6 protein-coding genes are annotated in these 12,598 nt (G+C 66.1%); 1 reads left to right on the top strand and 5 read right to left on the bottom strand.

Annotated features, from left to right (window positions below; translation table 11 throughout):
- Positions 1-2: 2 nt before the first annotated feature.
- The 5 genes from ACLMAJ_RS04650 to ACLMAJ_RS04630 all read right to left on the bottom strand — a co-directional run bounded on the left by ACLMAJ_RS04650 (position 3) and on the right by ACLMAJ_RS04630 (position 8,383).
- A complete protein-coding gene (locus tag ACLMAJ_RS04650) occupies positions 3-1,415 on the bottom strand; it encodes a TIGR02678 family protein (RefSeq protein WP_412012503.1) in 1,413 nt (470 codons plus the stop codon).
- A complete protein-coding gene (locus ACLMAJ_RS04645) occupies positions 1,415-2,971 on the bottom strand; it encodes a TIGR02677 family protein (RefSeq protein ID WP_412012502.1) in 1,557 nt (518 codons plus the stop codon). The genes ACLMAJ_RS04650 and ACLMAJ_RS04645 overlap by 1 nt, the downstream gene beginning before the upstream one ends.
- Positions 2,972-3,168: 197 nt before the next feature.
- Positions 3,169-4,179: an NsdA family TPR-like regulatory protein gene (locus tag ACLMAJ_RS04640; protein WP_412012224.1), complete on the bottom strand. Its 1,011-nt coding sequence runs from the start codon at positions 4,177-4,179 to the stop codon at positions 3,169-3,171.
- A gap of 654 nt (positions 4,180-4,833) precedes the next feature.
- On the bottom strand, positions 4,834-7,404 hold the full coding sequence (locus ACLMAJ_RS04635) for an AMP-binding protein (RefSeq protein ID WP_412012223.1): 2,571 nt from the start codon (positions 7,402-7,404) through the stop codon (positions 4,834-4,836).
- 85 nt (positions 7,405-7,489) lie between these two features.
- Positions 7,490-8,383, bottom strand: a complete 894-nt coding sequence (locus ACLMAJ_RS04630) for a PAC2 family protein (RefSeq protein ID WP_412012222.1) — start codon at positions 8,381-8,383, stop codon at positions 7,490-7,492.
- Between the two features lie 244 nt (positions 8,384-8,627).
- Between ACLMAJ_RS04630 and metH the strand changes: the two genes are divergently transcribed.
- Positions 8,628-12,224, top strand: coding sequence for a methionine synthase (gene metH, locus ACLMAJ_RS04625; RefSeq protein WP_412012221.1), 3,597 nt, complete (start codon positions 8,628-8,630; stop codon positions 12,222-12,224).
- The last annotated feature ends 374 nt before the right edge of the window (positions 12,225-12,598 follow it).

Below are 12,598 nucleotides of genomic sequence, written 5' to 3'. Positions count from 1 at the left end.
ATCTACATCCCTTCCGTACCAACGCTGTCGGCCCCGATGGTGTCGGAGGCGGTGACGAAGAGTTCCGCGGTGCGCTTGGCCCGCACTGTGACGACCGCGCCGCGATATCGGGCGAGGGCGGGCAGAATGATCAGCCCGTCCTCGACAACGCGGACCAGGCGCAGGCGCTCGAGCAGTGCGACGACCTCGGTGGTGAGGCCGGGGACATCCGCCTGCCACTGCGCGGCGAAGGTGAGGCCGTAGCGGTCGGCGAGTGCTTGGACCGTTTCCCGTACCCAGGGCGAGTCGATGAACGGGTAGGTCACATCGGTCGGCGCTTCGTCGAACTCGTGCTCCATCGAATCCATCTCGCCTGCAACGAAATCCGTCGAGGGTAGATCGGCGAGGGGCACGAAGACCGTCGCTGCCGGGATGGCGTCGTCGAGCTGCTTCGCCAGCGCGACAGCCGGGTCGGGTGCGCCGGGGCGTTGCGGTACCGGGTTATCGATATCGAGGACCCGATCGGCGATCTCACCGACCAGCAGCAGCGCGACCTGGGCGAGGGTCCCGGTGCTCGGAAACCTGACATCCGAGAGGCGTCCGGAGGTATCGATCAGCGCGACACCCTCCGCGCGTCGCTCGGCGCGCAGACCGGTGAACAGTTCCACATCCGCGACGACGCGGTCATGTAGGAGCAGCGGGCGTTCGCCGGCGTCGAGGTCCTCGGCGTAGACGACCGGGCGCTCGACGAGCGTCCTGCGCACCCGGCGGGCGCTATCGGAAGCGTGCGCGGAACCTGCGGGATGAGCCATCGCATCTTCGGTGAGCAACCCCTCCACACTGTGCAGGTGCTGCAATGCTCGTGGCGGTCGGAACAGCGCGAACACCACCGGGCGGTCGATATCGTAGAGCGCCTCACCTGCCTCCGGGTCGGCGGCCCAACCGCCCGCGTCACCGTCGGCGAGGGTGAGCGCGCCGCGCGCGGCCAGCCAGCCGACCGCGTCGACGAAGGCGTCGCGGTCCGCGGCACGGTCGGGTGCGAGTTCGAGCCCGTCGACCCTGCCGGTGTAAGCGGCGACCTGATCGGCCAACTCCGACAATGTGATCTGATCACCCGCGCGCCCGAGTGCGGCAAGCGCCAGCGCGAGGTAGGCGTAGCGGCGGCGATCGAAAATGCGGTCGGTGACGGTGCGGGCGGGCTTGCCCGCGTCGAGCTGGTCGATCACCGGGAAGACCCGCGCCGTAGTCTCGGTGACCTCCAGCCGATAGCCGAACAGCTCGGCGAGGTCTTCGCGCAACTCGGTGGCCCAGCGTCGGATGAGCGGCAGTGCGATCCGGTCCGGGTAGGTCCTGGTCACCAGGTGATTGGCCAGGATGACCCTGGCCGCGCGCTGGTAATTGTCCAATGCGAGGGAGTCGACGCGACGTGCGTGGATCATGCTCGGCCCCCGCGTGCTTCGGGCTTGCCCGCGGTCGCGCGTGAGCGGGTCGTCTGCCGGACGTCGAGCTTGCGATTGTTCAGATGCAGCAGGCCGCGTGCGGTGCGCACCACCGTGGAGCCGGAATGTTGCGACACCGTGAGCGTGACCCCGCTGTCGGAACCTGTTGTCCCGTCGACCCGCCCGCTGACCGGCACCCATGCGGTGGAGGCGGCGTCGAGCAACCGCAACAACACCTCGGTCTCCCGTTCGTCGAGCACTCGCTGGTGCACATCCGCGGCGGCGAGGGACTTCGCGGCCTCCGCGCGCGCCCGTTGTGCGTCCAACTGCGCTTCCCGCAACCGGCGAATCCCCGCGTCATTGCGCTGAATTCGAGCGGGAGCGCCCGCCGCCGGCGGCCTGCCGGTCTCGGCCAAGGTTCGCGAAATCTCGAGCGGCGGTGCCTCCCACCAGGATCGGGCCGAGGGAATCAACTCCGCATCGGGATGTTCCAAGGCCAAATGTCGAGGCTTGCCCAAACCGAAGACGGCGTCGTAGAGCGCGTGCGCGCTGTCGGTCGTCGGCGCGGCGGTGAACCAGCCCGCCAGATGCCGCAATGCCGACTCCCGGCTCACGCCACCTCGGCGTGTCTCGGTCACCCGCCGCAACAGCGACAACACCGCGGCGATGGCGCTCATGGTCGCCTCGCGCAGCCGGTCGGTCTCGGTCGAGGACGACTCGCCGGATTCGGCGGCCACCGCGACGAACCAGGTCCGCAGCCCGTGCCACCGTATCCGCCAATCGGCTTGCCGTTCGGCAAGACTCAACAACACCCGCTCATCGCATTTGGCGGCCCGCTCGACGAGATCCTCCGCGCCGGTCTCCTCGATCTCCTCGATGGCGGCGGCCAGCCGTGGCGCGAAGCGTGCGAGGTCCATGCTGAAGTCCCGCATGTGCGCGAGCAGTGCGTCCTTGTGCGCGAGAAACGACTCCGGTGTGATCTCGGTGGTGCGCACCATGTCGCCGAGCGAGAGATAGAAGTGCGCGGCCCGCGCGGCCATATCCGTCAAGGTGGCGTCGAGTCGTCGCAGTGTCCGGTAGACGCGCTCCGCGTCGGCGGCTCGATTGGCCTCGGCAAGGGCGTGCAGATCGGCCAGCAGTTCCGGCAGCACCAGCCGCGACAACGACGCCTCGTCGAGCCGGGACTCCAGCACACCGGCGACCGCGCGGTAGGCCTGAAAACCGGCTTGGGTCAACTGATAGACATAGTGCCGATTGCGATACTCGGCCAGCGTGGCGGCGCGCGTCCCGTCATAACTGCGCTCGAGCACACCCCACTGATGCAGCTGGTCCAGCAGCGGACCGATCTCGGTCCCCGTCAGCCGCGCTACCTCCGACTGTCCGTCGCTCTCGACCCGCGCCGCCTGCGGACGTCCACCGTTTCGGTTGATCCACTCGGCCACATCGTCGGCATGCAAGAGCACCACATACGCCGCCCGAGCACTGTCGAACGCCCGCAGCACCCACAGATAGTCGGTCCGCTTCTCCGCGGTGGCGAAGGAAAACAGCCGCAGCCGCTCATCCCATAGCGCGGGCGCGGCACTCGGCAAGCCGTCGACGGAGTCGGTCACCGGGAACAGGGTAGTAGCGGGGCGGTCGCCGCCTACAAGAACGACCCCCATTCGGCGTGGCTGCGTCCGGTTTGCGAGCGTTCGCCGCGGGTCTGTGCGAGGTGGCGGGTCTCGCGGTCGAGCGCACGCGTGCGCGAGAATCAGTTGGTGGCAAGCGATCGCAACTGGTCGAGATACACCAGCGTGCGTGGGTCACCGGGGAAACGCTCGATGATTTCGCGGGCCGTCTCGCCCGCGATCCACATCAGCGAAGGCAGCGAACGGCGCTTGCCCGCGAAGGCGCGCATGCCTTCGTTCACCGCCAACTCGAGGTCGCGGTCGCGCACGGCGACCACCGCGAGGGTCAGGTGAGCCTCGGACACTCGCATCGGGTTGCGGATGCTGCCGTCGGCGCGGGTGGAGTTGCGGATTACCTCTCGTGCGTAGGACTCGGCACTGGGGTCTTCGCCGGCGACCCGGCAGCAGTCCATGGCGTAGAAGTCGAACTTGTTGGGGTCCACTACGAAATGGTTATCCAGATTGGACGGGTGGTCGAGTCGCTCCAAAATTGCTCGGCCCTCATCGAGAGAGGCTTGGACTTCGCGACATTCGCCGAGACGTGCCCAGGCCTTCGCACGTTGTGCGGCCAGTTGAACGCCGACGCCGAGGTTCTTGCTGGTCTCCAGCGCCGCGTCGACGGCATCGATGGCGCCACGGTAATTGCCCTGGGTGAGGGCGAACCAGGCCGCCATTTCCGCACTCCAGCCGATGATTTCGGCGTTCTCGGCCTCCTGGCCGAGCGAGTACGCGGCGCGGCGGGTCGCCTCCGCGGCGGTGCGTCGGCCGATGTCGTAGTCCACGCAACCGACCAGCAGCGCGACCCACCCGGCGAGCACGAGTATTTCCCGGTGTTGCAACAAAGTAAGGCGACCATCGAGCAACGAGGTGATGCGCCGCAACCATGCGGTTCCCTCGGTGTGCAGGCCTTTTGGGTCGGCGTAGGGGTACTCGCAGCACAGCCGCTCCGCGGTGATCCGGATGGCATCGAGGGTGGAGGTGGAGACATCGGACATGCGCAGTCTGCCAATGAATTCCAGGGTGTCCATGCCCGTCGCGGCGAGCAGTTCGTCGTCTCTGTTCGGCCTGGCCTTGGGGAAGAATGCGGCGGTCACAGTGTCGAAGGCCGCGGCGATGATAGGGGCATAGAAATCGTCTGGGCGCGACTCGCCCGATTCCCAGCGACGCCAGTTCCGCAGGAGTGTACTGTCTGTCGGCAAGTTGTGGGATGACTTGAGGCGCATCACTCGTACGGAATCTGCTTGTGACCACCCCCGTGCGTCGCGTTCGGAGCGCATCCGGACAGCCCAGACGGGTCGATCGTCTCCAGCGGCCACATCTGTAGTATCGCACCAGTTAACGCTCGGTGGCCCGGATAGGGCATTTAGATGTCACTGGGTTGACAGCTGCATTCGCAGTATGTCGTCCTACATGCTGGATACGAGCGCGGAGAGTTTGCCGGCTCCGAATGCAAGAACATCTGCTCTTGCAGGAACGCAGTACCCCCACCCTGGGGAGATCCACATCAGAGAACAGCGATACCCAATCCAACGGAGGTTCGGGTGGAAGCGTTGATCTATGGATACTTGCGTGACGATTTGGCCGACGGCCACAGCGAAGAGCTCGAGGATGCACTACGCACCCTCGCGGTCGCGGAAGGCCTCTGCTTCGCCGCAACGTTCCATGAATCGACCTCAGGTGACGGCACGGCCTTGGCCGAGCTGACACAGGAGCTCAAGCGAGCCGACGCCCACCATGTGGTGGTGCCGTCACTCGATCACTTTGCCGGCCAAACGATTCCGCGAGACATACTGATCGCGAGATTGTCGCAGGAGGCGGCGGCGGAAGTCCTGACTCTCGAGACCTGACCGTCGTCGCAGACCTGTCACCATGCTCGTAGCGAGCACGCCCGCGCCGAGCGATGCGAGCAACGCGGCGCCGTGGTGTTGCCCGAAGAGTGGGTAAACCTGCCAATGCAGTAGGTAGACGAACAGTGAGCTGTCGGCGAGCACGGCGGCCACAGCGGCGGCGATCGCCGGTACTCGCACCGCGGGCAACCAGAACAGCAGCAGCAGTCCCGCCATGACGAGGCGCTCGCGATCGGGGCCGTCGAAATAGCCAGGCACCGAAGCCAACATGATGGCGCTCACCAACAGTCGTTGCCAGATCGTGCGTGCCTTCGCGGCTGCCCAGCCCAGCGCGAAGAACCAGCAGGCCAGTGGCGAGAAGGGCACGTCGTGCGCGGAATAGAGGCCGAACGGCTGCACCCGGAACAGCAGCGTGACCACGACAAGCGCCATGGCGAACCAAAACGGATCGCGCCGCTCGAGCGCATCGAACAACGGCATGCGAACCAGTAACGCCGCCGCGACGATGAACAGCACCAGCACCTCGATGAACCACAGGTGTCCTGCGGTGTCGCTGTCCTGCGGCCCGAGAATCTTGTTGAGCAGCAACACGTTCTGCCAGCTGTAGTAGTCGGAGAACGTCAGTGTCAACGCCACCCAGCACGCGGTAGGTATCGCGATGAGCGCGGCGGTGCGCAGCCCGTGACGCAACCGTTCGGCGCGTGGCGCCGCGCTCATCGCGAAGCGGGCGAAGTTGAACCCCGCGGCGCCGAGTAGCACATGAGCGCCGCCCCACAGCCGGTAAATGCCGATGTGCGAGCCAAGGATCAGTACGATGCCGACCGCGCGCAGCAGCGTCGAGGTGTCGAGGGCGCGTCCGAAAGTGCTGGTGCCGCGTGGGATTCGTTCGAGCTCGGCGACGGTGAGTGCGGGCCAGTCGGTGGGTAGTCTGCCGAGTGCGCGCTCGAGGCGGGCCGAGGTCGTGATGTAGGTGAGCGAGTTGCCGCCGAGGTCTACGAAGGTACTGTCGGGTCGGATCAGCGCGTGCTCGAGGCCGAGCGCGTCGGCGTAGAGGGCGCGGATGTTTCGGGTGGTGGCCGGTGGTGCGGCGGTGGGAAGGTTGCGGATGGTCGGATAGTCCGGCTTGCCATTGGCAAGGCGGGGCAGCTCGTCCACAAGGCAGGAGCGGATGGCCGCGGCGGGCAGCCCGGACAGCCTCGCCGCGGCGGCGGTGACCTCGGAGCCCGCGCCGACAATCGCAGAGCGTTCGGCCGCGACAACGAGGTGGTCGCCGCTCTCGGTGCAGCTGGTTGTGAACCCTGCGGCGGCCATACGAGATTCGAGCCGCTGTAGGTCGATGCGCAGGCCGAAGATCTTCGCGAACCGGCTGCGCCTGCCGACCACCTGATACAGGCCATCGGAGGTGCGCCGCGCCAGGTCACCGGTGCGCAGCGCCTCGACGGTATGCCCGAGTGCGAGATCGGCGGAGGACTGCGCGTAGCCCATCATCACGTTGGGGCCGTGATAGACGAGCTCCTCGGCGGAGTCGTCGTCCACCTTTTCCAACGTGAATCGCCCGCCGGGGATGGGCACACCAATGCAATCGGGATGCGCCGCCGCCAGATGCGGCGGTAGGTAGGCCATTCGGGCGGTCGCCTCGGTCTGGCCGTACATGACGAAGAAGTCCCAGCCCGAGCGTGCTCCCAATTCCGCGTAGTCGCGCACGCGTTGCGGGGCAAGGCGCCCGCCGGCCTGCGTGATATAGCGCAGATCCGGCAGCCGCATCCGGCCGAAGCCGACGCGATCGAGCAGATCGATCGTGTACGGGACGGTAGCGAAGGACGTGATCCGGTGTACGCGTACCTGATCCCAGAATTCGTCGTCGAGCACCGACCGTTCGGTGAGCAGCAGGCTCGCACCGCGCAGCAGATGACTGTGCACGACCGAGAGTCCATAGCAGTAGAACAATGGCAGCGTGGTGGCGGCGCGGTCGTCCCGGCCGATGGACAGGTACTCGGCGATCGCGGACGCGTTCGACAACAGGTTCGCCGCAGACAGCCGCACCAGCTTCGGCGAACCGGTCGACCCCGAAGTGCTCAGCAGCAGGGCGAGATCCGGGTGCAGATCGTGAGCCGAGTGCACACGGCGCGCGATCGGCTCACCCGCGTCGACGACATCCGGATCGTAGGCGCCCAGCAATTCCTCGGTGATCTCGGCAGCGAGCAGGACGACGCAGCCCGCGCTCAGCGCGCCGAGATAGGCGACGAGCGAACCGATGTCGTTGCGCGCCGCGAGGGCGACGAGCCGCCGGTGCGATCCCAGTCGAGCCGCGTATTCCTCGACGAGCGTCGCCAACTGCGCATAGGTGACTCGCCGCACATCATCCGCAACCGAGTTCGGCGCTGTGACACCCGCCGAAGGAGGCCGAGGGCAGAGGACGGCGATCCGGTCGTCGAAACTGCGAAGATGCGCGACGATCGGGGAAATAGTCACCGCAAAAGTCTAGGTGGCAAGTCTTTCCTCGCCGACACGTGGCCCTCCGGCGAACATCCGGTGAACTGTGCTACCGCCGCGGCGATTACAGCCCGAAGCTGCCAGGACCGCGCCTGCGCAGGTATTTTTCGAATTCGGCCGCGATGGCGTCGCCATCGATCTTGGCCATCGTGTCGTTCAAATCGACTGCCGCGTCGCCGCGTTCCTCCAGCGAACGAACATACTCGCTGATCTCGTCGTCGCCGAGGGTCATCTCGTTGACCGCGACCTCCCACTCCTCGGCCTGCGTGGGCAGTTCGCCGAGGGGCACCTCGATATCGAGCACATCCTCGACGCGGTGCAGCAGCGCGATGGTCGCCTTCGGGTTCGGCGGCTGCGAGACGTAGTGCGGGACAGCGGCCCAGAACGACACCGCGGGCACACCCGCCTTCACACACTGATCCTGCAGCACCCCGGTGATTCCGGTCGGGCCCTCGTAACGGGTCTGTTCGAGGTTGAACCGCTCGGCGGCTTCCTTGCTATACGCGGAACCGGTGACCGGGACCGGGCGGGTGTGCGGGGTATCGGCGAGCAGTGCGCCGAGAATGACGACGGTCTGTACTCCCAATTGTTCGATGAACTCGAGCAGGTCCTCGCAGAAACTGCGCCAGCGCATATTCGGCTCGATGCCGCGTAGCAGCACGATGTCGCGCTCGCAGCCGGGCGGCGAACAGACCGAAAGCATGGTCGAGGGCCACTGGATTTCCCTGGTCACACCGTCGACCTGACGCACAGTCGGCCGGTTGACCTGATAGTCGTAGTAGTCCTCGGAATCGAGTTCGGCCAGCGGCTCGGCATCCCAGATCAGTTCCAGATGTTCGACGGCACCGCTGGCAGCGTCACCCGCGTCGTTCCAGCCTTCGAAGGCAGCGACGAGCACCGGATCCCGCAAAGTGGGCAGTTCCGGCTCGGGTGACACCGAAGATTCACTGGAGTTCACCCCGGTCAGCCTACGGCAGTGTTTGTTTTGACAGCGCCTTCGGCGCTGCGTGTTCGCGGCCCCCTTGGTCTCGCTTCGCTCGGAATACGGGGTCGTGGCGAGTGGGCGCGTCGGCGGTGATGCTTACGACAGTGTTCGGCACGTGGGCCGAACCAGGGTTGAGTTGTGTGGTGTGGCACACGCCGCTGAGCGCTCGTTGTAGCTGCTGGTTGGTTTGTCGCACCTGCCCATTACGCTTGATCACATGTCTGCGTCCATTCCGGCCGAGTTCGATACCACGCTTCTCGACACGCTCAATCGGCGTGTCGTCATCGGCGACGGCGCGATGGGCACCATGTTGCAGGCGGCGGATCTCACGCTCGACGACTTCCTCGGCCTCGAGGGCTGCAACGAAATCCTCAACGACACCCGACCGGACGTGCTGCGCAGTATTCACCGCGCCTACTTCGAGGCGGGCGCCGACGCGGTCGAGACCAATACCTTCGGCTGCAACCTGCCGAACCTCGCCGACTACGACATCGCGGATCGGATTCGAGATCTGTCCGAACGCGGCACCCGGCTGGCCCGCGAGGTTGCCGATGAGATGGGGCCGAGCGCCGACGGCACCCCGCGCTACGTACTCGGCTCGATGGGACCCGGCACCAAGCTGCCCACCCTTGGCCACGCACCCTATGCCGTGCTGCGCGACGCCTACGGCGAGGCCGCGCTCGGCATGCTCGAGGCCGGTGCCGACGCCATTCTGATCGAGACCTGCCAGGACCTGCTGCAGGTGAAGGCCGCGGTGATCGGCAGCCAGCACGCGATGGCCAAGCTCGGCAGGCGGATCCCGATCATCACCCACGTCACCGTGGAAACCACCGGCACCATGCTGGTCGGCAGCGAGATCGGCGCGGCGCTGACCGCACTGGAACCGCTCGGCATCGACGTGATCGGGTTGAACTGCGCGACCGGCCCCGCCGAGATGAGCGAGCACCTGCGCCACCTGTCCCGCCATGCCCAGGTGCCGGTGTCGGTGATGCCGAACGCGGGCCTTCCGATCCTCGGTGTGAACGGCGCGGAGTACCCGCTGACGCCAGAAGAGCTGGCAATCGCGTTGCGCGGCTTCGTCTCGGAGTTCGGGCTCGCGCTGGTCGGTGGTTGCTGCGGCACGACGCCCGAGCACATTCGCCAGGTCGCCGCGGCTGTGCGCGAGGTCGAGACGACGCTGCCGCAGATCGGTGCGCGCCGCACGCCCGAGCACGAGCCGAGTGTGTCGAGCATGTACACCGCGGTGCCGTTCGATCAGGACGCCAGCATCATGATGATCGGCGAGCGCACGAATGCCAACGGCTCCAAGGCCTTCCGCGACGCGATGCTCGCCGAGGACTGGCAGAAGTGCCTGGACATCGCCAAGGACCAGACCCGCGACGGCGCGCACATGCTCGACCTGTGCGTCGACTACGTCGGGCGCGACGGTGCCAAGGACATGGAGGCCCTCGCAAGCAGGCTGGCTACCGCATCGACGCTGCCGATCATGCTCGATTCCACCGAAACCCCGGTGCTGCAGGCCGGTCTGGAGCACCTCGGTGGCCGCTGCGCGGTCAACTCGGTGAACTATGAGGACGGTGACGGCCCCGAATCGCGCTTCCAGCAGACGATGCAGCTGGTCGCCGAGCACGGCGCGGCCGTTGTGGCGCTGACCATCGATGAGGAGGGCCAAGCCCGCACCGCCGCGACGAAGGTGGCCATCGCCGAGCGGCTCATCGCCGACATCACCGGCAACTGGGGCGTGCTCGAGAGCGACATCATCATCGACACGCTGACCTTCACCCTCGGCACCGGCCAGGAAGAGTCGCGCCGCGACGGCATCGAAACCATCGAGGCCATCCGGCTGCTCAAGAGCAAACACCCTGCCGTGCAGACCACCCTCGGCTTGTCGAACATCTCCTTCGGCCTGAACCCTGCGGCCCGTCAGGTGCTGAACTCGGTGTTCATGCACGAATGCGTCCAGGCCGGACTGGATTCCGCGATCGTGCACGCCTCGAAGATCCTGCCGATGGCACGCATCCCCGACGAGCACCGGGAAACGGCGCTCGATCTGATCTACGACCGTCGCGGCGAGGATTACGATCCGCTGCAGAAGCTGATGGGGCTGTTCGAGGGGGTCTCGACCTCCTCATCCCGCGCGTCGCGTGCCGAGGAAATGGCCGCGCTTCCGCTGTTCGAGCGGCTGGCTCGACGCATTGTGGACGGCGAGCGCAACGGCATGGAAGACGATCTGAACGAGGCGATGCAGCAAGTGCCGCCATTGCAGATCATCAACGAAACGCTGCTGTCGGGCATGAAGACCGTCGGTGAGCTCTTCGGCTCCGGTCAGATGCAGCTGCCGTTCGTGCTGCAATCGGCCGAAGTGATGAAAGCGGCCGTCGCGCACCTCGAGCCGCATATGGACGCCACCGACGACAGCGGCAAGGGCCGTATCGTGCTGGCCACGGTGAAGGGCGATGTGCACGACATCGGCAAGAACCTGGTCGACATCATCCTGTCGAACAATGGCTACGAGGTGGTGAACCTCGGCATCAAGCAGCCCATCGCGACCATCCTCGACGCGGCAGTCGACAAGAAAGCGGACGTGATCGGCATGTCCGGGCTGCTGGTGAAGTCGACGGTGGTGATGAAGGAGAACCTGCAGGAGCTCAACCTCAAGGGGGTGGCGGAACAGTTCCCGGTGCTACTCGGCGGCGCCGCGCTGACCCGCGGTTATGTCGAGAACGATCTGACCGAGGTCTACGAGGGCGACGTGCACTACGCTCGCGACGCGTTCGAGGGCTTGCGGTTGATGGATGACATCATGACCCGCAAGCGGGGCGGTGGCACCGACCCCGACAGCCCCGAGGCGATCGCGCAACGCGAGAAGACCGCCGAACGCAAGGCTCGCCACGAGCGGTCCAAGCGCATCGCGGAGGAGCGCAAGGCGGTCGAGGTGCCGGTCGAGGTGCCCGCTCGCTCCGATGTGGCCGCGGATCTGCCGGTGCCGGTGCCGCCCTACTGGGGCACCCGGGTGGTGAAAGGGCTTTCGCTGCAGGAATATTCGGGGCTGCTCGACGAGCGCGCCCTGTTCCTCGGCCAGTGGGGTCTGCGCGGGCAGCGCGGTGGCGAGGGCCCGAGCTACGAGGAACTGGTGGAGACCGAGGGCAGGCCGCGGCTGCGGTACTGGCTCGACCGGCTCAGCACCGAGGGCGTATTGCAGCACGCCGCGCTGGTGTACGGATACTTCCCCGCCGTGTCCGAGGGAGACGATGTCATCGTGCTGAGCGAGCCGAGTCCGGATGCGCCGCAACGGCATCGGTTCACCTTCCCGCGTCAGCAGCGCGACCGCTTCCTGTGCATCGCCGACTTCATCCGCTCTCGCGAGCAGGCGAGGCAGACCGGCCAGGTGGATGTGCTGCCGTTCCAGCTGGTCACCATGGGGCAGCCGATCGCGGACTTCGCCAACGAACTGTTCGCCGCCGACAACTACCGCGACTACCTCGAGGTACACGGCATCGGCGTGCAGCTCACCGAGGCGCTCGCCGAATACTGGCACCGCCGCGTTCGTGAAGAGCTGGTCCTCGAAGGACATTCGGTCGCCGACTCCGACCCTGCGGACGTACAGGACTACTTCAAGCTCGGTTACCGTGGCGCCCGCTACTCCTTCGGCTACGGCGCCTGCCCCGAATTGGAGGATCGCGCCAAGCTGGTCGACCTGCTCGAGGCCGAGCGGATCGGCGTCGTCCTTTCCGAGGAGCTACAGCTGCATCCGGAGCAGTCGACCGACGCGTTCGTGCTGCTGCATCCGGAGGCCAAGTACTTCAACGCCTGAGGTACTTCAACGCCTCAGCGCTGCTCGATGATCGGACCGAATGGGATGATGTGATTCTCGACGCATCGGATCCCGGTGGGTCGCAGTGCCGTTCGCTCGACTTTTTACCGTGATTGCCTCGAAATAGGTGATCGCGGTGCAGGTCTTGGCTTGTCGCGGGAAATTCCGATGCGAGGGCGCGCCGGGATGTTTCGGTGACAGGGCCTGAGTGACCTGGGCAATCACGGGAGATTCGGCTCGGTGGTGGATGTATGTCAGTTGGGTATGACATTGTCGGAAGCGTTGCAACTGCATCCGGAGCAGTCGGCGGATGCCTTCGTCCTGCCGTATTCGGGTGCAATGTACTTCAGCGCGTAGGATTTTCGATGATTTCC

This window comes from Nocardia arseniciresistens, from assembly GCF_046764875.1.
GTDB lineage: Bacteria > Actinomycetota > Actinomycetes > Mycobacteriales > Mycobacteriaceae > Nocardia > Nocardia arseniciresistens.
This window is presented reverse-complemented; position numbering and strand designations above follow the sequence as displayed.

Bases quoted from the DNA above. Each gene is read 5' to 3' on its own strand.
- metH (WP_412012221.1), top strand. From the start codon at position 8,628: ATGTCTGCGTCCATTCCGGCCGAGTTCGATACCACGCTTCTCGACACG.